Consider the following 20,885-nt stretch of genomic DNA (forward strand, 5'->3'; position numbering starts at 1 on the left):
ATCAACCCCCGAGATTTCCTTCGGTATCTGAAACTGTCTTGCTATTGCCCTGGGCCGGCCCGGACGACGCCACCGGCTTGGTCTTCTCGACCGGGAACATCGTATAGGACAGGGTGATCGTCTTCACGTCCTTCAGTTCCGGCACATTCACGATGTCGGGGTCCACATAGAACAGGACCGGCATGTCCAGCGTCTCGCCCGGCTTCAGCGTCGTATCGGTGAAGCAGAAGCATTCGACCTTGTTGAAGTACGGACCCGCCAGTTCCGGCTGCACGTTGAAGGTTGCGCGGCCGGTGACGGGGCGATCGAACTTGTTGGTCGCCTGATAATGCGCCTGGACGGTCTGCCCGATCTTCATGGTCATCGAGCGCTGGACCGGCTGGAACTCCCATGGCACGCCGGCGATGTTGGCGTCGAAACGAACGGTGATCTCGCGATCGAGCACGCGGCCGGCATATTGCTTCTCGGCACGTTGCGTCGTGCCGCCATAGCCGGTCGCCTGGCAAAACATCTTGTAGAGCGGCACGGCTGCATAGGCCATGCCGATCATGCCGGTGAAGAAAGCAAGGCAGACAACCGCGACAACGCGGTTGCCGGTCTTGCCTACCGTCTTCTTGGACGTCTCGGCGCTCATCACATCGAGCCCGACAAATTGTGGCCGAACTTCACGATTGTCGCGATGTAGAAGATCACGACCAGCACCGCCAGCGCCACGCCGATGGCGATGGAACGGCTGCGCTGGGCCTTCTTCTGGCGATCGGTCAAGGTGACCGTTTCGAGTTCTTTCTCGGCCATGGTCATGCCCCACCCATGGCAAGCGCGCGTTCGACGACACTGTCAGCCAGATAGGCGGCGAAGATTGCGAAGAGATAGAGCAGCGAATAGGCGAACAGGGCCTTGGCCGGCTTCATGACGCGGTCATCGTCGGCGATGCCAAGCACTTTCCACGCATACCAGACGAAACCAGCCCCCAACAGCAAGGCGGCCACGCCGTAGAACGGCGTCGTATAGCCGAGCAGCCAGGGCAGCACGCCGACCGGGGCCAGCACCAGCGCGTAGGCGAAAATCTGACGGCGGGTCGATGCATGGCCGGCGACGTTGGGCATCATCGGGATGCCGGCGCGGCCATAGTCCTCGGACTTGAACAGCGCGAGCGCCCAGAAATGCGGCGGCGTCCACAGGAAAATGATCAGGAACAGGATGATGCTTTCGAGGCTGACCGACCCGGTCACCGCGGCCCAGCCGATAACCGGCGGGATGGCGCCCGCTGCACCGCCAATGACAATGTTCTGCGGTGTCGAGCGTTTCAGCCACATCGTGTAGACCACGGCATAGAAGAAGATGGTGAAGGCCAGCAGCGTCGCCGACAACCAGTTGACCAACACGCCCAGCGTCATCACCGACAGCACCGACAACACCAGGCCGAAGCTCAGCGCCTCGTGCGGCTGGATCCGGCCGGAAGGCACCGGGCGGCTAGCGGTCCTGGTCATCACCGCGTCGATGTCGGCGTCGTACCACATGTTGAGCGCGCCAGAGGCGCCGGCCCCAATCGCAATGGCCAGGATGGCGATCACCGCCAGCAGCGGATTGATGGTCATCGGTGCCGCGACCAGTCCGACAAAGGCGGTGAACACCACCAGCGACATGACGCGCGGCTTCAGCAGGGCGAAGAAATCGCCCGCCGTAGCTTCCGACATACGGAAGCCCGCTTCGTCAATGCTGGTTTTGTCGACTAGGGCCATGCGTACTCAAGTCCATCATTCCGTTGGCCAAAACCGCCGGCGGGCCGGCGGTTTTGTATTCGAGCGGGAGCCGCCTTATTTGATCTTCGGCAGCTGCTCCCACTGGTGGAACGGCGGCGGCGAAGGCAGCTGCCATTCGAGCGTGGTAGCACCCTCACCCCACGGGTTGGCGCCGGCGATCCGCTTCTTCTGGAAGGCTTCGAACACGCCATAGAGGAAGATCACCACACCGACGGCCGAAATATACGAACCGTAGGACGAAACCATGTTCCAGCCCGCAAACGCGTCAGGATAGTCGATGGTGCGGCGCGGCATACCGGCGAGGCCGAGGAAATGCTGCGGGAAAAAGATCAGGTTCACGCCGACGAACATGACCCAAAAATGGGTGTTGGCGATGACGGGCGAGTACATGTAGCCGGTCATCTTCGGGAACCAGTAGTACCAGCCGGCGAAGATGGCGAACACCGCGCCCAGCGACAGTACGTAGTGGAAGTGGGCAATGACGAAATAGGTGTCATGCAGCGACCGGTCGAGGCCGGCATTGGCCAGCTGGACACCGGTGACGCCACCGATGGTGAACAGGAAGATGAAGCCCAGCGCCCACAGCATCGGCGGCTTGAACGAGATCGATCCGCCCCACATGGTTGCGATCCAGGAAAAGATCTTCACGCCTGTCGGCACCGCGATGACCATGGTGGCGAAGACGAAGTAGCGCTGCGTATCGAGCGACAGGCCCGTCGTATACATATGGTGCGCCCAGACGATGAAGCCGACCGCGCCGATCGCGACCATGGCGTAGGCCATCCCGAGGTAACCGAATACCGGCTTCCTCGAGAAGGTCGAGACGATATGGCTGATGATGCCGAAGCCCGGCAAGATCAGGATGTAGACTTCCGGGTGACCGAAGAACCAGAACAGGTGCTGGAACAGGATCGGGTCACCACCACCGTCAGGCGCGAAGAAGGTCGTGCCGAAGTTGCGGTCGGTGAGCAGCATGGTGATGCCGCCGGCCAGAACCGGCAGCGACAGCAAGAGCAGGAAGGCGGTGACCAGCACCGACCAGGCAAACAGCGGCATCTTGTGCAGCGTCATGCCGGGGGCACGCATGTTGAAGATGGTGGTGATGAAGTTGATGGCGCCGAGGATCGAGGAGGCGCCGGCGATGTGGATCGACAGGATCGCCAGATCCATGGCCGGTCCGGGCTGGCCCGAAGTTGACAGCGGCGGATAGAGCGTCCAGCCGCCGCCCACGCCAAAGGCGCCAGGCGCACTCGGCACGAACATCGAGGTGAGCAACAGGATGAACGCCGGCGGCAGCAGCCAGAATGAGATGTTGTTCATGCGCGGGAACGCCATATCGGGAGCACCGATCATGATCGGCACCATCCAGTTGGCGAAACCGCCGATCAGGGCCGGCATGACCATGAAGAAAATCATGATCAGCGCGTGCGCGGTGGCAAACGCATTGTACATGCTCTTGCCGCCGTCGATCGCGGCGTCGCCGTTCATGCCATAGACCATCTGCGCAAGACCGCTGAAGATCTGGATGCCAGGCTCCTGCAGCTCCATGCGGATGGCGACCGAAAGCGCGCCGCCGATTATGCCGGCCATGATCGCGAAGATCAGGTAGAGCGTACCGATATCCTTGTGGTTGGTCGAATAAACCCAGCGCACCCAGCCATGATACGGCTTGTGGTCGTGCCCGTCGTGAGCTGCAGCGTCTGCCATGTTCCGCTCCGTTCCCTAAATCTTGCTAACCCGCGACATCAGTTGCCGGCGGCCGCTACCTTGTTCTGGCCATCGACCTCGGCCATGAGCGTCTTGTTGGCACCTGGCAGATCGGTCTTGGCCGCGGCCAGCCAGGTCTTGAACTGCGTGTCCGACACCACACGAACGGCGATCGGCATGAAGGCATGGTCCTTGCCGCAGAGCTGCGAGCACTGACCGTAATAGAGGCCTTCTTTCTCCGCCTTGAACCAGGTCTCGTTGGTGCGGCCGGGAACGGCGTCGATCTTGATGCCAAAGGACGGCACGGCAAAGGAATGGATCACGTCGGTCGCGGTGACAAGCACACGGGTCATCGTGTTGACCGGCACGACCAGCTCGTTGTCGACGGCGAGCAGGCGCGGATAGACCGCGCGATCCTCCTTGCCGGCCTTGGCACGATCGCCATCCTGAAGGATGGCCGAATTGAAGGCGAGCGTGTTGTCGGTCTGGTATTCGTAATCCCAGTTCCACTGGTTGCCGGTTGCCTTGACGGTCAGCTTCGCCTCTTCCGGCGGCGTATACTGGGCAGTCAGGAGTTGGAACGAGGGGATGGCGAGGCAAAGCAGGATGACGACAGGGCCGATGGTCCAGATCACCTCGATCAGCGTGTTGTGGCTGGTCTTGGACGGGGTCGGATTGGCGCTCGCGCGGAATTTGACGATGCAGTAGATCAGCAGAAACAGCACAAGGACCGTGACCGGGATGATAAACCACATCGTGTAGTTTCCGAACCACTCGATCTGCCGCATCATGTCGGTCGCAGGCGCCTGGAAGCCGGTCTCCCACGGCCTGGGCTGGTCCGCATAAGCGGATCCGCAGGCGAGGAACGTGGCAGCAGCACCGGTGCTCGCTAGGAATTTTCTCATCGCCCTCTTCGTCTCCCAGTCTCTCACCGGCTGTGCCCGCGAGAATAACGAACAATGCCGGGACGGGAATCCCGGACAGTCTCAAGCTGGTTCAAACCATACTCTTTTTCCCTCCGCAAGAAAGGAGCGGTCGAAACCGTGCGGCATTTTTGCGCGCAAGCTGACGTGGCTCTTCCGGGGCAATGGCCGTAGTGGCGAATCGCGTATGTTCGGCGGGCCGCACGCCTTGTGCCGGCGACACCCGCAAAGCGTCGTAATTCAGGCGAATTTGGCAAGGAAAAGCGCCGCATTGCCTTTTTAGGGACAGTTCGGCCACGGTCTCGTCCTTTACTTGGCATTGGCGCGGCTTAAAGTGCCGTGATTCGCAATGGAGCCGTCATGAACTCTTGGCTTTCGAGACTGAGGCATACGCGACTGGGCCTTTCGAGAACCTTGGCAAACGCCCTGTTTCTCGCGGTCCTGTGCGCGGCCGGTCTGTCCATCGCCGGCAACGCCAATGCTGCCCAGCCAAGCGGCACGGTGCGCTCGACCCATGGCGCATGGTCGATCATCTGCGACACGCCGGCCGGTGCCACCTCGGAACAATGCGTGATGATGCAGAACGTCGTCGCCGAGGATCGTCCAGAAATGGGGCTTTCGGTCGTCGTGCTGCGCACCGCCGACAACAAGGCCGAGATCCTGCGCGTGCTGGCGCCGCTCGGCGTGCTGTTGCCGAACGGCCTCGGGCTCAACGTCGACGGCAAGGACATTGGCCGCGCCTATTTCGTGCGCTGCTTCCAGGACGGCTGTTATGCCGAGGTCATTCTCGAAAAGCCGCTGCTCGACACGCTGAAGACCGGTACGTCGGCAACATTCATCGTTTTCCAGACCCCGGAAGAGGGTATCGGCATTCCCGTCGACCTCAAGGGTTTCGCCGAAGGCTTCGCCGCTCTGCCCTGATCGCGGCTTCGCGCTGAACCAGGCCTGGACGCGGCTTTTGCCGACCCCAGACGCATGCCTTGCGTTCAGCGAACGAATCATTCGTCGGCGCCGATTCCTCATTGCCGATTGTGCGGGCGCGGCTTCACGCCTACATCGGGGGAAAGCAAACATCCCACGGACGGACGCGCCATGAACAGCCTGATCGGCCAATTCGACATTTCAGACGACCGCATCAAGCAGATCGTCGCAGACACCATCAAGGGCGCCGACGACGGCGAGCTTTTCCTCGAATACAGCGAGAGCGAAGCGCTGATGTTCGACAATGGCAAGCTGAAGACCGCCAATTTCAACACCGACCAGGGCTTTGGCCTGCGGGCCGTCGCCGGCGAAGCCAGCGGCTACGCTCATTCCAGCGACCTGTCCGAGGCGTCGCTGCTGCGCGCGGCCGAAGCAGTCTCGACCGTCAAGGGTGGCTATTCCGGCACGCTTGCGGCAGCCCCCGCCCGTACCAACCGCCATCTCTACGGCGACGAGAACCCGATCCCCTCGCCTTCCTTCGAGGCCAAGGCGAAGCTGCTGCAAGAAATCGACGCCTGGCTGCGCGCCGAGGATCCACGCGTGCGCCAGGTAACGGCCTCGATCGCCGCATCCTGGCAGCATGTCGAGATCGTTCGTGCCGACGGCCAGATAGTGCGCGATATCAGGCCGATGGTCCGCGTCAACGTCTCGGTCGTCGTCGGCGACGGCGACCGCCAGGAAAGCGGCTCCTATGGCATGGGCGGGCGCAAGGCATTCGGCGAATTCCTGATCGAGGATAGTTGGAAGCACGCCGCCAGCGAGGCACTCCGGCAAGCGGTGGTCAACCTGGAGGCAATCCCGGCCCCGGCAGGCACTTTCGACATCGTGCTATCCAATGGCTGGCCGGGCGTGATGCTGCACGAAGCCGTCGGTCATGGTCTTGAAGGCGATTTCAACCGCAAGAAGACGTCGGCGTTCGCCGGCCTGATGGGGCAGCAGGTGGCCGCCAAGGGGGTGACGGTCGTCGACGACGGCACCATCCCAGAGCGGCGCGGCTCACTCACCGTCGACGACGAAGGCACGCCTTCGGCCCGCAACGTCTTGATCGAGGACGGCAAACTGGTCGGCTACATGCAGGACCGGCAGAATGCCCGGCTGATGGGCATGAAAGCCACCGGCAATGGCCGGCGAGAAGGCTATGCGCACCAGCCGATGCCGCGCATGACCAACACTTACATGACCTCGGGCGACATGGAGCCGGACGAAATCATCGCCTCCGTCAAGAACGGCATCTACGCCGTCTCCTTCGGCGGTGGCCAGGTCGACATCACGTCGGGCAAATTCGTGTTCGGCTGCACCGAGGCCTACATGATCGAGAACGGCAAGGTGACGCAGCCGATCAAAGGCGCGATGCTGATCGGCAACGGGCCTGATGCCATGCACCGCGTCTCGATGGTCGGCAACGACATGAAGCTCGACAATGGCATCGGCATGTGCGGCAAGGCCGGCCAGGGCGTACCCGTCGGCGTCGGCCAGCCGCATCTCAGGATGAACCAGATGACGGTCGGCGGCACGCGGGTTTGAAAATCGGTGCCGTTCCGGTGTCATCACCCGCCGTGACGTTTCCGGATGCAGGCGCCCTCCACCATGCCCATTGTCATCTGACAGGGGCCGGCCTGACAGGGACCGGCTTTTCGGCGGCCGGGACCTTGAAGTGGACACAATCCACATTAACAAATTATTAGGTCTTTGACTGCCTGGGCTGCCTCTCGCGCACGAACGCAGCACCAGTTCCTCGTTGCGGTGGTGGTTTTGGCAATGCGGCACTCCCCCGTCCTGGCTCTCCTGCTTGGCTTTGTTTCGTTGATTGGTGCGGCATCGCTGCTAGCCAGTCCGGCGTCGGCCCAGTCGACTTTGTTCAAGTCGCGATCGACCCAATCTTCCATGGATGGGTCGCGCTCTGCCTCCGTGGGTGGAAGCACCAGCGTCCCCTACGGTTGGATCGATTTCTGTCATCGCCGCCCAAAAGAGTGCAAGGTGCCGGCTCTGCCGGCCGCGAATGTCAAGCTGACAGCGCGGACCTTCCGCATCCTCAAGCGGATAAATCAGAAGGCGAACAGCGCCATCAAACCCGTCAGCAATTTCGATCACTGGGGCACGATGGCGGACCATTGGGATTATCCGGTTGACGGCAAAGGCGATTGCAAGATCTACGCACTCTACAAACGCAAGCTCCTTCAAGAGGCTGGATTTCCCCGGCAAGCGCTGTTGATGACGGTCGTGCGCGATCTCAACAATGAGGGCCACACCATCCTGACGGTGAAAACCGATAAAGGCGATTTTGTCCTCGACAATATGGTCGACCAAATCAGGCCCTGGAATGCAACCGGCTACTACTTCCTGAAACGTCAATCGCAGCAGAATCCGAATGTCTGGCAGTCGGTCAACCAGCGAGGCGGCACGCCGAAAACCTTCGCGAATGCTGCAAAGCTCGTAGATTGAGCCTGGACCGTACGGTTCAGGCATTACAGGCGTTCGGCGGCTTTTTTAGAGCGGTTCGGTGTTTGATAGAATCGCTGAACCGCTCTCTCTTCATTTCGACGCAATTCCGGACGGAAAACCGCTACCCATTCTTCCTGGAGTCGCTTTAACCGGAGGATCCCGCAGCAGCGCTTGGGAAGCGCGGTTTTCTGTGGCCTCAGCAGTCTCAACGAACCGTGCTCAGCCGCGCCTCCTCCTCGGTTTCTCCAGCAAGGCGACCGCCTCGACATGTGGCGACCACAGGAACTGATCGATTGGCGTCACGCTGTTCAGCATATAGCCGCCGTCGATGAGAATGCGCAGGTCGCGGGCCAGCGTCACCGGGTTGCAGGACACCGCGGCAACGTATGGAACATCCGAGCGGGCGATCTGCTTCGACTGATCTTCGGCGCCGGCGCGCGGCGGATCGAAGACAAGGCCGTCGAAGGCGTTCAACTCCTTGAAGGTCAGTGGCCGGCGAAACAGGTCGCGTCGTTCGCCCGTCACCCGCTTGAGGCCGGTCGCGAAACGTGATCCCCGGTCGAGCGCCGAAAGCGCGGCCGCGTCGCCTTCGACCGCATGGACTTCCGATTTCGTCGCCAGCCGCAAGGCAAAGCTGCCGCAACCGGCAAAGAGATCGGCAATTTTTTTTGCACGCTTCAGATGTCCGCTGACGATCTCGGCCATGGTCCGTTCGGCGGCCTCCGTCGCCTGCAGAAAGGTGCCGGGCGGCACGGCGACCGCAACACTGCCGAACATGACCACGGGCTTCCTTGGCTCGATGACGATCTCGTCATCGATGGACAGCCTGGCAAAGCCTTGCGCAATGACAAAGTTGGAGGCGATACGGCGCTGGTGTTCGCCGAGCTTGCCTGACTCGTGCACCGCGATGTCGAGACCGGAACCCGTAACGGTGACCGCCATCCGGAACGATTTGGTGGTGGCGCATATCAATTCGGCCAGCGCCCTCAGCTGGCCGAGTGCCGCGACGATCTCGGGCAGTGAGATCGGGCATTCGGATATGGAGATGATCTCGGGCGACAGATGGCGATTGAAGCCGAGCAGCATGCCTGCGTCCATGCGCCGGGCGGCAAGCACGACGCGGCGGCGCGACTGCGGCGCGCAGGCGACCAGTTCGCCAATCTCGCATTCGATGCCCTTGCCCTTCAATGCGTGCACCACCTTTTCGCGTTTCCATCGGCGATAGGCTTCGGTCTCGAAATGTTGGAGGGCACAGCCGCCGCATTCGGTGAAATGGCGGCAGGCGGGTTCGACGCGCAGCGGAGAGGCTTCCAGCACCGCCATCAGCGTGGCGCGATCCCGCTCGCGCGCGGCGGTGACGATCTCGCCCGGCAGCGTGAAGGGAATGAACAGATCGCCGCTCTCGGTTTCGGCGATGCCGTCGCCCTGCGATCCGAGTTTTCGTATTGTGAAGCGTACGCTCATCGGTCCTTGATCCCACCGAGCAGGAATTCGCGATTGCCGTCGCCACCTTCAATCGGTGACAGATGCAGGCCAAGCGAGCGCCAGCCAGGGATGGCATCCAGCCAATCCTGCAGCAGGCCCGCGACACGGGCGGCATCGAAGGGATCCTTCAACAAACCGCCCTTGCCGATCGCCTCGCGACCGGCCTCGAATTGCGGCTTGACCAGAAAGATCGCACCGGCGCCGGGCTTGGCAATGGCGAGTGCCGGCGGCAGCGCCAGTTTCAGCGAGATGAAACTGACGTCGGAAACGATGAAATCCGGATTGCGGCCGGCAAGATCGGCAACGGTGAGATCGCGCGCGTTCAGGCCCTCGATCACCGTCACGCGCGGATCACCACCGACATCAGGATGCATCTGGCCATGCCCGACATCGATTGCCGTGACATGGGACGCGCCGCGTTCGAGCAGCACCTGGGTGAAACCGCCGGTCGAGGCGCCGATGTCGAGGGCCTCGCGACCGGCCGGGTCGAGGCTGAAATGGTCGAGCCCGGCGATCAGCTTGAGGGCGGCGCGCGAGACATAGGCTTGCGCCGGATCGTCGATGGCGACAACGCATTGCGGCGAAACGTTCTGGCCGGGCTTGCGGGCTATGGCGCCGTCGACCGTCACCGTGCCGCGCTCCACCGCGTCGCGGGCGCGCGAGCGGCTGGCAAACAGCCCGCGCTGGACGAGCAGGTCGTCGAGCCGCTGGCGTGTGCTGGCTGGCAGAGGCGAGTTCATCGGCCTTCTCTGACGAAAGCCCGCGGTGAAGGCAAGGACATTAGATGGACCAAAGTGATCCTACGAGAGCGGCTGGTGCATCGAACCAGGCCGCGGCTTGCGCCCATCATGCCGGGTCCGGCAGAATATTGGCCACGAAGAGCCCTCTGTTTGTCGCAACTCGAAGGAGAACGAATGCTGACGGGAACCTGCCACTGTGGCGCCGCCCACTGGATGCTGGAGGGCGACCCCGGCCCGGTGACGGCCTGCAACTGCACGCTTTGCCGCCGCTATGGCACGCTCTGGGCCTATGATTATGTCGACGAACGCATTCGCGTTTCGGGGCCAATGGGCAGCTATACGCGCGCCGGACAGGAAGACCCGTCGCTCGAGATCCTGTTCTGCCCGCGTTGCGCCTGCGTGCTCGGCTGGCGCGGACTGCGCGCCAGCGCCTCGGGTCGAAGACGCATGGCCGTCAATGTCCGGCTGGCGCCCCCCGAGGCCGTCGCCGATCTGCCGATCGACCATTTCGATGGCCTCGACACTTACGACGATCTGCCGCGCGACGGCCGCTGCGTACGCGACATGTGGTTTTAGAAGATGGTTCGCGGAGCCTGGCGCTCGATGGCTGGAGACAAACCGTCGTCTCGACCGCCTGAAGCCTGCTCACGCGCATGCCCGGTCGCAACAGGTGATACAGGCGAAGGATCCGGCGGCACCACAAGCTGCGGAATTTGCTTGTAGGAAAAGCCGCCGCGGATATCGCCCATCTTGCCGGCGACAATGCCTATCGCCGCCTTTTCGAGATTGCGGTCGTAGGGCGTTTCGGCGGCAGCCGGTACGACCATCACCGCCAAGAAGGCCGCGCCGCACAGAAGCGTCTTCATTCTCGTTGTCTCCCTGCCTGGCTGTGATCTAGCAGGGCGGCGTTGAAAAACGGCCAAGGGACAGGGTAAGCAAAACGCCAAACGGCAACGTTAACAATGCCTTATAAAATCGAGCCGGCAAACTGATTCAAGCTGTTGAGGTTTTGATTCAGGCGCGCTGGGCGCGGACCGTATGACCGAGCGCGGTGAATACGGTGCGCACGATTCCGGCGACGTCGAGGCCAGCATCGGCATACATCTTCTCTGGCTTGGCGTGGTCGGTGAAGTCATCCGGCAGCACCAGCGGGCGTACCTTCAGGCCGCTTTCGAGCAGTCCTTCATGGGCGAGGAATTGCAGCACATGGCTGGCGAAGCCGCCAATTGCGCCCTCCTCCACCGTCACCAGAACCTCATGCGAGCGGGCCAGCCGCCGGATCAGATCCTGGTCGAGCGGCTTGGCGAAACGGGCATCGGCGACCGTGGTGGAAAGCCCGGCCGCGCCGAGTTCCTCGGCCGCGATGAGGCAATCCTGCAGCCTTGTGCCGAAGGACAGGAGGGCAACCTTGCTGCCTTCCCGGACGACGCGGCCTTTGCCGATCTCCAGAACAGAGCCGCGCTCGGGCATGTCGACGCCGACGCCGTTGCCGCGCGGATAGCGGAAGGCGATCGGCCCGTCGTCGTAGCTGGCGGCGGTGCGCACCATGTGACGCAATTCCGCCTCGTCGGCCGCGGCCATTACGACAAAGCCCGGCAGGCTTGCCAGGAAGGTGGTGTCGAACGCGCCGCAATGGGTGGCACCGTCGGCGCCCACAAAGCCGGCGCGATCGATGGGGAAACGCACCGGCAGTTTCTGGATCGCGACGTCATGGACGACCTGATCGTAGGCGCGCTGCAGGAAGGTCGAATAGATCGCGGCGAAGGGCTTGTAGCCTTCCGTCGCCAGGCCGGCGGCGAAGGTCACCGCATGCTGCTCGGCAATGCCGACGTCGAAAGTCCTTGACGGAAACACCTCGCCGAACAGGTCGAGGCCGGTGCCGCCCGGCATGGCGGCGGTGACGGCGACGATGCGGTCGTCCTCGCGGCCCTCTTGGATCAGGCTTTCGGCAAACACCTTGGTGTAGGCCGGTGCATTGGCCGGCGCCTTGGCCTGTGCGCCGGTGATGACGTCGAATTTGTTGACGCCATGATACTTGTCGGCGGCCGCTTCCGCCGGCGCGTAGCCCTTGCCCTTCTGGGTGACGACATGGATCAGCACCGGACCCTTGCCGTTGTCACGGACGTTTTTCAGGACCGGGATGAGATGCTCCAGATTGTGACCGTCAATCGGGCCGATGTGATAGAAGCCGAGTTCCTCGAACAAGGTGCCGCCGGTGACGTAACCGCGCGCATGCTCGACCGCGCGGGTGATGGCTCGATCGGCTCGCTTGCCGAGATAGGAGGTCAGCTTCTTGCCGAAGTCGCGCAGGCCGACATAGGCCTTGCCGGAAGCCAGACGCGCCAGATAGGCGCTCATGGCGCCGGTTGGCGGGGCGATCGACATGTCATTGTCGTTGAGGATGACGATGAGGCGCGCATCGAGCGCGCCGGCATTGTTCATCGCCTCATAAGCCATGCCGGCCGACATGGCGCCGTCGCCGATGACGGAGATGACATTGTTGCGCCCGCCTGAGAGGTCGCGGGCGGCGGCCATGCCGAGGCCGGCCGATATCGATGTCGAGGAGTGGGCGGCGCCGAACGGGTCGTATTCGCTCTCGGCTCGGCGGGTGAAGCCCGACAACCCGCCTTCCTGGCGCAAGGTGCGGATGCGGTCGCGACGGCCGGTCAGTATCTTGTGCGGATAGGCCTGGTGGCCGACATCCCAGATCAGCCGGTCATCGGGTGTGTTGAAGACATAATGCAGCGCCACCGTCAGTTCGACCACGCCAAGGCCGGCACCGAGATGGCCGCCGGTGCGCGACACCGCGTCGATCAGTTCGAGGCGAAGCTCTGATGCCAGTTGCGGCAAGTCGCTCTCGGCCAGCGTGCGCAGGTCGGCCGGGACGCGAACCCTATCGAGAAGCGGCGTATGCGGCGTTGCGTTCACGTTGGGCCCAGACTTTCTGTTCATCGGCGGGATAGGCCGCCGGCCGGCGAAAGTAAATGCGTGTCGCTGACGCGGACGGTCAGCGCCTCACCGATCTTCTCAGCCTTCCGGCAGCGGTATGAATTCTTTCTCATCGCCAGGAACGATATCGAAGCGGCCAGTCTTCCATTCCTGCTTGGCCTGCTCGATGCGCTCCTTGGACGAGGAAACGAAATTCCACCAGATGTAGCGCTTCGAACCAAGCGAGGCGCCGCCGAACAGCATGAAATGCGCACCGGTCGATGACGATATGACGATCTCGTCGCCGGGCCGGAATACCAGCAGCCGTTCCGCTGGGAACGCATCACCCGAAATCGAGACCTCGCCCTCCAGCGTGTAGATGGCGCGCTCCTCGGCATCGGCCGGGATTTTGACGCTGGCGCCGGGCGCCAGCCGCAAATCTGCATAGAGTGTCTCGGAATCGGCCCGCACCGGAGACCGCAAACCCTGGAAATCGCCGATGACGACGCGGCCGCTGACGCCTTCGGCGTCGATTTCGGGAAGCCGCAGCGCCGCTGTGTTCTCGAACACCGGCGCCACCTCTTCCTTGCCGTCCGGCAGAGCCAACCAGGTCTGCAGGCCGGAGATCGACATCGGCGCGCCGCGCAATTCCTGCGGCGTGCGCTCGGAGTGGACGATGCCGCGACCAGCCGTCATCAGGTTCACGTCGCCGGGTTGGATGACCATCTCGGTGCCGAGCGAATCGCGATGCCTGATCGTGCCGTCGAACAGATAGGTCACGGTCGACAGGCCGATATGCGGGTGCGGGCGGACATCGAGCGCCTGGCCGGCGCGCATGATCGCGGGACCCATTCGATCGAAGAAGATGAACGGCCCGACCAAGCGCCGCTTGGCGGTCGGCAAGGCGCGACGCACCTCGAAACCGCCAATGTCCTTGGCGTTAGGGATAACCATCAGCTCGATCTGGTCGCTGGCGAAGGCATCGCCGGCCTCAGGGTCCTTGCCGGGGAAGAAGCTCATGAACTCTCCTCGTCAGCGGTCAGTGGGCGCTTGGGCATATCAGGCGAACCGGATCGCCGCTTTCGCTTTTAATTTGGCCGCCACCTCTTCGCGATTGCGAGGATGCTGGTGGGTTTCGAGGGAATCGAGCAATTCGCGTGCGGATGCCGCGATGGCTTCGACCGCATGATCGAACGCATGCTGGTTCTTGGCAGAAGGCCGCGTCGTGCCGCTCAGCTTGCGGACAAACTGCAGTGCCGCGTCGCGGACTTCGTCGTTGGTTGCCGGCGGATCAAAATTGAACAGGGTCTTGATGTTTCTGCACATCGCTTCCGTATCTCCTCTTGTCCGTTTCAATCGGGACGAACTGTATCCTCAATGATGATCGTGTCCAAAAACCGGTAAGGCTGCTCCGGACCTCAGTCCGCGTCGAGCGGCTCGGTTCCAACCGGCTTGCCGTCGCGCGACAGCCTGATCTTCTCGACCTTGTCCTCGGCGGCCTTCAGCAGCCGGTCGCAATGAACCTTCAGCGCCTCCCCGCGCTCGTAAATCCGGATCGACTGGTCGAGCGGCACGTCGCCACGCTCCAGATCATCGACGATCTTCTCCAGTGCGTCGAGTGCCTGTTCAAAGCTCATCGCCTTGACGTCTTCGTTGATCTCACCGGTCATCATTCATCCTTTCATCAGTCGCCCGACATGTGCGGCGACCGAAAATGCCAATCCCTGCAGATCGTAGCCGCCCTCGAGCAGGCTGACGAGCCGGTTGCCGCCGTGGATTGCGGCGCGCTGCATCAACTGGCCGGTCGCCCAGTCGAAATCGTCCTCGGTCAGATTGATTTCCGCCAGCGGGTCGCGATGGTGCGCGTCGAAGCCTGCCGAAACGATAATCAGATCCGGCGCGAAATTGTCGAGTGCCGGCAGCACGCGCGACAGGAACGCATCGCGAAACACCTCGCTGCCCGTCCGAGGCGCCAGCGGCGCATTGACGATGTTGCCGGCGCCGGTCTCACTCTTCGCGCCCGTGCCGGGATAAAGCGGCATCTGGTGCGTCGAGCAATAGAGCACCGAGGGATCGTCCCAAAAAATATCCTGCGTGCCGTTGCCGTGATGCACGTCCCAGTCGACGACAGCGACACGCTCGGCGCCATGCTTCCTCTGCGCATGGCGCGCTGCGATTGCCGCCGTGTTGAAGAAGCAGAAGCCCATGGCCGTGGTCTTTTCGGCATGGTGGCCGGGCGGGCGGGCGGCGACGAAGACGTTGTCGGCGCGGCCCGCAAAGACGTCGTCGACGGCGGCATTGGCGGCACCGATCGCCGTAATCACCGCCTGCCAGCTTTTCGGGCTGGCGGTGGTGTCGGCGTCGATGCGGGCAATGCCTTCGTCGGGGATGGCGGCGCGGACACGCGCGACGAAATCGGCGGGATGCGCGTAGAGGATGGTCGCCTCGTCGCCTTGCGGTGCCTCGACGCGGTCAAGCGCGGCAAAAGCTTCGTCGTCGAGCACGCGCTCGATGGCGCGCAGGCGGTCGGGCCGCTCGGGGTGACCGGGCGGCGTGATGTGTTCGAGAAAGATCGGGTGCGTGTAGAGACGGGTGGCCATGCCCCCTATCTAGTGCCCCGGCGTCGTGATGGCCATGCGTTGCGGCTTGATCGCTGGGGAAAATCGAACCTGCGTCTATTCATGTCGCTGCGGGCATTGGCGGCGCCGGCCCTTCGGCGTAAGGTCGCAACCACTGCCTGGTGCCCGCCGGGCTGTTTGTTTTAGCCGCATTTTGCGACGCCAAGTGATTCCACTTGGCTGCAAATGCCCTGGCGGGAGAATCGGGAACACGGTTGAACTCCGTGGCGTGCCCAACGCTGTGAGGGGGACCGCGCCGGTAAATGCCACTGTCGATGACGGGAAGGCACCGGACGCGGGTTGATCCCGAGCCAGAAGACCGGCCTGGCAGGCATCGTCATCCGCATGGTCAGGCGGATGACATCGATTGCAATCGCAAGGGGACAAGCGATGCCGGAAGCTATGACCACTCCAATGGGCGATGGATTTGACCAGATTGCGCGCGACGCTGTTTACCGCGCCATCTTCACGCGGCGCGACGTCCGCAGCCATTTTACATCGGAGGCCATCGACGACGAGGTGCTGGCGCGGCTGCTGCTTGCCGCCCACCACGCGCCGTCGGTCGGCTTCATGCAACCTTGGAATTTCATCGTCATTCGCGATGCCGCGCGGCGGGCGGAAGTGCGCGACCTGTTCCTGGCCGCGCGAGAACGGGAACTGCCTGAAATCGAGGCAGAACGGCAGGCGCTCTACCGCAAGCTCAAGCTCGAAGGCATTTGCGAAAGCGCTCTCAACATCTGCATCACCTGCGACCGCGAACGCTCGAAAGGCTCGCCGCTGGGGCGCTGGCACAATCCGGAGATGGATCTCTACAGCACGGTCTGCGCGGTGCAGAATTTCTGGCTGGCGGCACGCGCCGAAGGCGTTGGCGTCGGCTGGGTCAGCATCATCGAGGCGCAAGCGCTGAAAAGCTTGCTGGGTATTCCCGATCAAGTGACGCCGATCGCCTATCTCTGCGTCGGCCGCGTTTCCGAATTCGCACCGAAGCCGGATCTCGAAACACACGGCTGGGGCCGGCGGCTGCCGTTGCCCGAGCTTATCATGAGCGAGACTTTTCGCGGACAAGGCGAAGCGCCGCTCAAATCAGCAGTGGCGCGCCTCGGTACCGCCGCCGGTGCGCCCGCGAGCCTAGCCGATCAGCGCGTCGCGCCGGCCGTGCCCCAGCGCGAACCGCCGAAAGTGGAGAGCGCCTTGTCCTTGAGTTCCCTGAACTTCGACGAGGCTTCGGCCAGCCTGGCGTCCCAGGCGGCATCGGGCACCTGACCCTCGATGGTCTTGAAATAGACCTGCATCAGGCAGGCAATGGCGAACGGCTCAATGAAGGCCGCCTTGAAAGCCCAGGCAAAGACGATTGCCAGCACGAAAGCCCAGCCGGCGAGCTGCCCGGGCATGACGTAAAGAATAGCGGCTGCCGGAGCCAGCATCAGCAGGAAAATCACGAACGACACGCCCCACATGATGACCCCTAGCCAGACGGCATTCTTGACCATGGTCTTGCCGTTCTGGGCGTAGAGCACAACGCCTTGGCGCGCGGTTTCGAACGGCGAGGACGAACTGATGCGGATGTTGTAGCCGAGAATGATCTCGTCGACATAGGTCAGCGACAGGCGAATCACCGTGTTGAGGAACGAAACCAGGCCGCTCAGGCCAGGAATGGGCAGGAAGGCCGCGATGCCGCCGAGCAGGCCGGTGATGGCGCGTATGGCGCCCTTGACCAATTGGTCGACGACGAAAAGGATGTTGGCCTCGGCAAAACGCTCGGTCACGACCTCTTTCGCGTAGGCGATCTGGTTCTGGCCGTGGGGAATATCATTGCCGTCGATCAGATGCACCATGACGGCGATATGGCCCGCCTTGACGACGTAGAGAATGTATTCGCGGATCCAGTAGACGGCGATCGAGACGATGCCGAAACCGACCACGCCGCCCCACATCGCAAAAGACAATGGTCCGTCGGGATCGGTGGAAATATGGCCGACGCCATAGCCGACGGAGGCGCCGGTGCCGGTGGCCACGATGTAGGCCAGCGTGATGCCGAAATAGACGATCATGCGAAAGACAATGAAAGGCCAGGTCCGCATCATGATGGACACCGACCTGCCGATATCGAAATCCCACATGCCCCGAATCTCCCCTCAGAGATGGCTGCGGAGGATGCGCTCAAACCGGCTATTGTCAATTGCAGGCAGTGGCGGGACTGCCATGGTGGTTCATCTTGAAAGCGCTTCCGGCTTTTTCAGCAGGCCTTCGAGCAATTGCTTGAACGCGGCCACCACCATCTTCGATGTCGCTTCGGGATCTTGCGAATTGGCGATGCGCTGCGCGGCCTGGCTGCTCGCCCCATTGATCAGCCGCGCTGCCGACTCCGGGTCGACGCCGGGGACGACCACCCCTTCCCGCTGCAGCGCTGTCAGATGATCGGTCATTGAACCGACGCAGGCATTGGCATTCGACCACAGTGCCGGATCGCCCAGCACAGCCGGACCATCCCGGAACATGATGCGCTGGATTTCCGGCTCCAGCGCCATTTCGATATAGGTGGTGCATTCGTCGACGAAATGCTGCCAGCGGGTCGGCGCCCGCGACGCGACCTCATTCACCCGGGCCGCCATTTCCGCGTCGATTTCGGCGATAACCGCCTCAAGCAGTCCCTTCTTGTCGCCGAAGTGATGATAAAGGGCGCCGCGCGTCAGCCCGGCCGACGCGGTGAAATCATCCATCGACGCTTCGGCATAGCCGATGGTACCGAAAGCCTGGCGTGCCGCGGCGATCAGCTTGGCGCGTGTCTCGGCGATCATCTCCTTGCGCGGTCGATGCATGCTTCTGGCCTTACTTACATACGCTCCGTATGCCAATTGACATACGCGACGTATACTCTATTTAACACTTATACGTCTCGTATGTAATTGTTGAATCGCCCCTTGTCGAGGAACAGGATCATGCAAAACCCCTATTCGGAAATCTTTCGCGCTCCCGGAGCCAGGGGCTTTGCCGCCGCCGGCTTCATGGCGCGCCTGCCGATCGCCATGGCGCCGATCGGCATCGTGGCGATGCTGTCGCAGACGCGTGGCGAATACTGGGTGGCGGGTGCGGTTTCGGCGACATTCGCCTTGGCCAATGCCTTCCTGGCGCCGCAGATATCGAGGTTGGTCGACCGCCTCGGCCAGACGCGGGTTGTCGTACCCACCACCATCATCTCTGTGCTCGCATTCGCGGCCCTGATCGCATCGGCCAATCAAGACTGGCCGGTATGGACGCTGTTCGCGTCGGCGCTGCTGGCCGCGGCGATGCCAAGCATGCCGGCCATGGTGCGGGCGCGCTGGACCGAGATTTTCCGGGGCCGGCCCGAGATGAACACCGCCTTCGCCTTCGAGTCGGCGGCGGACGAACTGGTCTATATTGCCGGCGCATCGCTATCTGTGGGCCTCAGCGCCGCGCTGTTCCCGGAAGCGGGCGTTGCCGTCAGCACGCTGTTCCTCGCCTTGGGCTCGACAGCCTTCATTCTGCAGCGTTCGACCGAGCCGCAAGTGCGGCCGGTGGACCATGGCTCCAGCGGCTCGGCAATCCGCCTGGGGCCGGTCCAAATCATCACCTTCGCCATGATCTTCATCGGCGCGACCTTCGCGACGACGGAGGTGAGCACGGTGGCGATCACCAAGGAACTCGGCCAGCCGGGCACTGCCAGTCTCGTCATCGGCGTCTATGCGCTGGGCTCCTTCGTGCTCGGCATCATCATCGGCGCGCTCAACCTGAAAGCACCGCTGCAACGCCAGCTCGCCATCGCGGTTGCCTTGGTCGCGCTCGGCACACTGCTGCCGCTTACCGCCAGCACCGTGCCAGCGCTCGCGCTGACTGTCTTCATCAGTGGCGTGGCGATCTCGCCGACCTTCATCACCGCCTTCGGCCTGATCGAGCGGCATGTCCCGGAAGCGATGCTGACCGAAGGCATCACCTGGGTAACCACCGGGATCGGCATCGGCATGGCGCTGGGCTCCTTCGCCGCCGGCGCCGTGGTGGATGCATTCGGCGCCCAGAACGGATTCTGGGTCTCGGTGACGTCAGGCGCTATCGCGCTGATCACGGTGCTGCTCGGCCAGCGCAGCCTCGCCACCCACGAATGCGAGTTGGAAGGATGCGAGGCGGCAATCCCGGCCGAGTGACAGGCAGGGTTTGTCGAGATCAGAGGATCTCGGTCTTGGCGATGTGAATGCCAAAACCCTCGAGGCCGACATAGTGGCGTTCGCGCGAGGCAATCAGGTTAATGGATGAAATGCCGAGGTCCTTCAGGATCTGGGCGCCAAGGCCGATCTCGCGCCATTCGCTCTCGCGCCGGCGCGCCTCTTCATGGTCCTCGCGGTCGCCTGGCGCCGGCCGGTTGCGCTCCTGGTGGGCAACGCCGACCGAGCCTTCCCTGAGATAGACAATGACGCCGCGCTTGCGCTCGCCCATCGCCTTCATGATGCCGTCGAGCCGGTGGCTGGTTCCGAACACGTCGGTCACCACATCCTCCGAATGCAGCCGCACCGGCACCTCCTCGCCATCGCGGATGTCGCCGAAGACGATGGCGACGTGATGCATCGTGTCCCAGGGCAGCGTGTAGGTGAAGACCTGCGCCTTGCCGCCCAGCGTCTCGATGTCGGAGCAGGCGACGCGCTCGACCAGGGTCTCCTTGCGCTGCCGGTAAGCGATGAGGTCGGCGACCGATACCTGCTTGAGGCCATGCTCCTCGGCGAAAGCCGCGACCTGCGGGCCGCGCTTGACGGTGCCGTCGTCGTTGACCAGTTCCGAGATCACGCCGATCGGCGGCAGGCCGGCGAGCTTGCACAAATCGACCGCCGCCTCGGTATGACCCGAGCGCATCAAGACGCCGCCCTCGCGCGCGATGAGCGGGAAGATGTGGCCAGGGCGGACGAAATCGGAGGCGCCGACATTGCCGTTGGCGAGGTTGCGCACGGTCAGCGTGCGGTCGTCGGCCGAAATGCCTGTCGTCGTGCCATGCTTGAAGTCGACGCTGACGGTAAAGGCGGTGGTGTGAGCCGAATCATTGTCGGCCACCATCGGCGCGAGGTTCAGCCGTTTAGCCTCCTCGCGCGGCATCGGCGTGCAGACAATACCCGACGTGTTGCGAACGATGAAGGCCATCTTCTCCGGCGTGCAATGGACGGCGGCGACGATCAGGTCGCCCTCGTTCTCGCGCCCGTCATCGTCCATGACGACGACGATCTCGCCGCGTTCGAAGGCGCGGATGGCTTCGACGATCTTCTTCTGGTCATAAGGCATGGAACGCTCGCTTTGCTC

General features: G+C 62.8%; 21 protein-coding genes, 1 pseudogene and 1 riboswitch. Of the genes and pseudogenes, 6 read left to right on the top strand and 16 right to left on the bottom strand.

Translation table 11 applies throughout. The features are described 5' to 3' along the window. Position 1 precedes the first annotated feature (1 nt). The 5 genes from MESAU_RS24915 to coxB all read right to left on the bottom strand — a co-directional run bounded on the left by MESAU_RS24915 (position 2) and on the right by coxB (position 4,375). A complete protein-coding gene (locus MESAU_RS24915) occupies positions 2-634 on the bottom strand; it encodes a cytochrome c oxidase assembly protein (RefSeq protein WP_015318793.1) in 633 nt (210 codons plus the stop codon). Beyond that, on the bottom strand, positions 634-795 hold the full coding sequence (locus MESAU_RS24920) for a hypothetical protein (protein WP_015318794.1): 162 nt from the start codon (positions 793-795) through the stop codon (positions 634-636). The genes MESAU_RS24915 and MESAU_RS24920 overlap by 1 nt, the downstream gene beginning before the upstream one ends. Before the next feature lie 2 nt (positions 796-797). Next, a complete protein-coding gene (locus MESAU_RS24925) occupies positions 798-1,742 on the bottom strand; it encodes a heme o synthase (protein ID WP_015318795.1) in 945 nt (314 codons plus the stop codon). A 75-nt stretch (positions 1,743-1,817) separates the two neighbouring features. Continuing rightward, a complete protein-coding gene (ctaD, locus tag MESAU_RS24930; RefSeq protein WP_015318796.1) occupies positions 1,818-3,470 on the bottom strand; it encodes a cytochrome c oxidase subunit I in 1,653 nt (550 codons plus the stop codon). Positions 3,471-3,508: 38 nt separating this feature from the next. After that, positions 3,509-4,375, bottom strand: a complete 867-nt coding sequence (gene coxB / locus MESAU_RS24935; protein WP_015318797.1) for a cytochrome c oxidase subunit II — start codon at positions 4,373-4,375, stop codon at positions 3,509-3,511. A gap of 378 nt (positions 4,376-4,753) precedes the next feature. Here coxB and MESAU_RS24940 point away from each other — a divergent pair, with 378 nt between their 5' ends. The 3 genes from MESAU_RS24940 to MESAU_RS24950 all read left to right on the top strand — a co-directional run bounded on the left by MESAU_RS24940 (position 4,754) and on the right by MESAU_RS24950 (position 7,816). Further along, positions 4,754-5,314, top strand: a complete 561-nt coding sequence (locus MESAU_RS24940; protein ID WP_015318798.1) for an invasion associated locus B family protein — start codon at positions 4,754-4,756, stop codon at positions 5,312-5,314. A 171-nt stretch (positions 5,315-5,485) separates the two neighbouring features. Beyond that, the gene (gene tldD / locus MESAU_RS24945) at positions 5,486-6,898 is read left to right on the top strand and encodes a metalloprotease TldD (RefSeq protein ID WP_015318799.1); all 1,413 of its coding nucleotides are present in this window, start codon (positions 5,486-5,488) and stop codon (positions 6,896-6,898) included. Positions 6,899-7,132: 234 nt separating this feature from the next. Continuing rightward, a complete protein-coding gene (locus tag MESAU_RS24950) occupies positions 7,133-7,816 on the top strand; it encodes a transglutaminase-like cysteine peptidase (RefSeq protein WP_015318800.1) in 684 nt (227 codons plus the stop codon). 219 nt (positions 7,817-8,035) lie between these two features. Here the strand turns inward: MESAU_RS24950 and MESAU_RS24955 are convergent, their stop codons facing one another. Both MESAU_RS24955 and MESAU_RS24960 read right to left on the bottom strand, forming a co-directional pair. Beyond that, positions 8,036-9,280 carry a class I SAM-dependent RNA methyltransferase gene (locus tag MESAU_RS24955; RefSeq protein ID WP_015318801.1) on the bottom strand — a complete coding sequence of 415 codons (1,245 nt, stop codon included), beginning with the start codon at positions 9,278-9,280 and terminating at the stop codon, positions 8,036-8,038. Next, positions 9,277-10,041 carry a TlyA family RNA methyltransferase gene (locus MESAU_RS24960; protein ID WP_015318802.1) on the bottom strand — a complete coding sequence of 255 codons (765 nt, stop codon included), beginning with the start codon at positions 10,039-10,041 and terminating at the stop codon, positions 9,277-9,279. The genes MESAU_RS24955 and MESAU_RS24960 overlap by 4 nt, the downstream gene beginning before the upstream one ends. A 174-nt stretch (positions 10,042-10,215) precedes the next feature. Here MESAU_RS24960 and MESAU_RS24965 point away from each other — a divergent pair, with 174 nt between their 5' ends. Beyond that, a complete protein-coding gene (locus MESAU_RS24965; RefSeq protein WP_015318803.1) occupies positions 10,216-10,617 on the top strand; it encodes a GFA family protein in 402 nt (133 codons plus the stop codon). Here the strand turns inward: MESAU_RS24965 and MESAU_RS24970 are convergent. The 6 genes from MESAU_RS24970 to MESAU_RS24995 form a co-directional block, all read right to left on the bottom strand. Then, positions 10,614-10,907, bottom strand: coding sequence for a hypothetical protein (locus MESAU_RS24970; protein ID WP_015318804.1), 294 nt, complete (start codon positions 10,905-10,907; stop codon positions 10,614-10,616). The genes MESAU_RS24965 and MESAU_RS24970 overlap by 4 nt on opposite strands. Positions 10,908-11,055: 148 nt before the next feature. After that, positions 11,056-12,993 carry a 1-deoxy-D-xylulose-5-phosphate synthase gene (dxs, locus tag MESAU_RS24975; protein ID WP_015318805.1) on the bottom strand — a complete coding sequence of 646 codons (1,938 nt, stop codon included), beginning with the start codon at positions 12,991-12,993 and terminating at the stop codon, positions 11,056-11,058. 75 nt (positions 12,994-13,068) lie between these two features. Continuing rightward, the gene (locus MESAU_RS24980) at positions 13,069-13,989 is read right to left on the bottom strand and encodes a pirin family protein (protein WP_015318806.1); all 921 of its coding nucleotides are present in this window, start codon (positions 13,987-13,989) and stop codon (positions 13,069-13,071) included. A gap of 39 nt (positions 13,990-14,028) precedes the next feature. Then, the gene (locus MESAU_RS24985) at positions 14,029-14,295 is read right to left on the bottom strand and encodes a DUF2277 domain-containing protein (RefSeq protein ID WP_015318807.1); all 267 of its coding nucleotides are present in this window, start codon (positions 14,293-14,295) and stop codon (positions 14,029-14,031) included. 92 nt (positions 14,296-14,387) lie between these two features. Beyond that, on the bottom strand, positions 14,388-14,639 hold the full coding sequence (locus MESAU_RS24990) for an exodeoxyribonuclease VII small subunit (protein ID WP_015318808.1): 252 nt from the start codon (positions 14,637-14,639) through the stop codon (positions 14,388-14,390). Positions 14,640-14,642: 3 nt separating this feature from the next. Next, the gene (locus MESAU_RS24995; protein ID WP_015318809.1) at positions 14,643-15,569 is read right to left on the bottom strand and encodes a histone deacetylase family protein; all 927 of its coding nucleotides are present in this window, start codon (positions 15,567-15,569) and stop codon (positions 14,643-14,645) included. A 185-nt stretch (positions 15,570-15,754) separates the two neighbouring features. Then, positions 15,755-15,930, top strand: a riboswitch (cobalamin riboswitch). Between the two features lie 71 nt (positions 15,931-16,001). Here MESAU_RS24995 and bluB point away from each other — a divergent pair. Continuing rightward, a pseudogene (gene bluB, locus MESAU_RS31990) lies at positions 16,002-16,607 on the top strand (5,6-dimethylbenzimidazole synthase); the annotation flags it as partial. 116 nt (positions 16,608-16,723) lie between these two features. Here bluB and MESAU_RS25000 read toward each other — a convergent pair. Then, positions 16,724-17,707 (bottom strand): hypothetical protein, encoded by a 984-nt coding sequence (locus MESAU_RS25000; RefSeq protein WP_015318811.1) that lies wholly within the window; start codon positions 17,705-17,707, stop codon positions 16,724-16,726. A 90-nt stretch (positions 17,708-17,797) separates the two neighbouring features. After that, complete coding sequence (locus MESAU_RS25005; protein WP_015318812.1) at positions 17,798-18,406, bottom strand: TetR/AcrR family transcriptional regulator; 609 nt, start codon at positions 18,404-18,406, stop codon at positions 17,798-17,800. A gap of 120 nt (positions 18,407-18,526) precedes the next feature. Here MESAU_RS25005 and MESAU_RS25010 point away from each other — a divergent pair, with 120 nt between their 5' ends. Then, on the top strand, positions 18,527-19,747 hold the full coding sequence (locus tag MESAU_RS25010; protein ID WP_015318813.1) for an MFS transporter: 1,221 nt from the start codon (positions 18,527-18,529) through the stop codon (positions 19,745-19,747). A 19-nt stretch (positions 19,748-19,766) separates the two neighbouring features. Here MESAU_RS25010 and ribB read toward each other — a convergent pair whose 3' ends face one another. Further along, on the bottom strand, positions 19,767-20,867 hold the full coding sequence (gene ribB / locus MESAU_RS25015; protein ID WP_015318814.1) for a 3,4-dihydroxy-2-butanone-4-phosphate synthase: 1,101 nt from the start codon (positions 20,865-20,867) through the stop codon (positions 19,767-19,769). Positions 20,868-20,885 lie beyond the last annotated feature (18 nt).

Source organism: Mesorhizobium australicum WSM2073 (assembly GCF_000230995.2).
Lineage (GTDB): Bacteria > Pseudomonadota > Alphaproteobacteria > Rhizobiales > Rhizobiaceae > Mesorhizobium > Mesorhizobium australicum.

Bases quoted from the DNA above. Each gene is read 5' to 3' on its own strand.
- MESAU_RS24955 (WP_015318801.1), bottom strand. From the start codon at position 9,280: ATGAGCGTACGCTTCACAATACGAAAACTCGGATCGCAGGGCGACGGC.
- tldD (WP_015318799.1), top strand. From the start codon at position 5,486: ATGAACAGCCTGATCGGCCAATTCGACATTTCAGACGACCGCATCAAG.
- MESAU_RS25000 (WP_015318811.1), bottom strand. From the start codon at position 17,707: ATGTGGGATTTCGATATCGGCAGGTCGGTGTCCATCATGATGCGGACC.
- MESAU_RS24915 (WP_015318793.1), bottom strand. From the start codon at position 634: ATGAGCGCCGAGACGTCCAAGAAGACGGTAGGCAAGACCGGCAACCGC.
- MESAU_RS25005 (WP_015318812.1), bottom strand. From the start codon at position 18,406: ATGCATCGACCGCGCAAGGAGATGATCGCCGAGACACGCGCCAAGCTG.
- MESAU_RS24980 (WP_015318806.1), bottom strand. From the start codon at position 13,989: ATGAGCTTCTTCCCCGGCAAGGACCCTGAGGCCGGCGATGCCTTCGCC.
- MESAU_RS24940 (WP_015318798.1), top strand. From the start codon at position 4,754: ATGAACTCTTGGCTTTCGAGACTGAGGCATACGCGACTGGGCCTTTCG.
- coxB (WP_015318797.1), bottom strand. From the start codon at position 4,375: ATGAGAAAATTCCTAGCGAGCACCGGTGCTGCTGCCACGTTCCTCGCC.
- MESAU_RS24995 (WP_015318809.1), bottom strand. From the start codon at position 15,569: ATGGCCACCCGTCTCTACACGCACCCGATCTTTCTCGAACACATCACG.
- MESAU_RS24970 (WP_015318804.1), bottom strand. From the start codon at position 10,907: ATGAAGACGCTTCTGTGCGGCGCGGCCTTCTTGGCGGTGATGGTCGTA.
- MESAU_RS24925 (WP_015318795.1), bottom strand. From the start codon at position 1,742: ATGGCCCTAGTCGACAAAACCAGCATTGACGAAGCGGGCTTCCGTATG.
- MESAU_RS24965 (WP_015318803.1), top strand. From the start codon at position 10,216: ATGCTGACGGGAACCTGCCACTGTGGCGCCGCCCACTGGATGCTGGAG.
- MESAU_RS24960 (WP_015318802.1), bottom strand. From the start codon at position 10,041: ATGAACTCGCCTCTGCCAGCCAGCACACGCCAGCGGCTCGACGACCTG.
- ribB (WP_015318814.1), bottom strand. From the start codon at position 20,867: ATGCCTTATGACCAGAAGAAGATCGTCGAAGCCATCCGCGCCTTCGAA.
- MESAU_RS25010 (WP_015318813.1), top strand. From the start codon at position 18,527: ATGCAAAACCCCTATTCGGAAATCTTTCGCGCTCCCGGAGCCAGGGGC.
- MESAU_RS24920 (WP_015318794.1), bottom strand. From the start codon at position 795: ATGGCCGAGAAAGAACTCGAAACGGTCACCTTGACCGATCGCCAGAAG.
- MESAU_RS24950 (WP_015318800.1), top strand. From the start codon at position 7,133: ATGCGGCACTCCCCCGTCCTGGCTCTCCTGCTTGGCTTTGTTTCGTTG.
- ctaD (WP_015318796.1), bottom strand. From the start codon at position 3,470: ATGGCAGACGCTGCAGCTCACGACGGGCACGACCACAAGCCGTATCAT.
- dxs (WP_015318805.1), bottom strand. From the start codon at position 12,993: ATGAACAGAAAGTCTGGGCCCAACGTGAACGCAACGCCGCATACGCCG.
- MESAU_RS24990 (WP_015318808.1), bottom strand. From the start codon at position 14,639: ATGACCGGTGAGATCAACGAAGACGTCAAGGCGATGAGCTTTGAACAG.
- MESAU_RS24985 (WP_015318807.1), bottom strand. From the start codon at position 14,295: ATGTGCAGAAACATCAAGACCCTGTTCAATTTTGATCCGCCGGCAACC.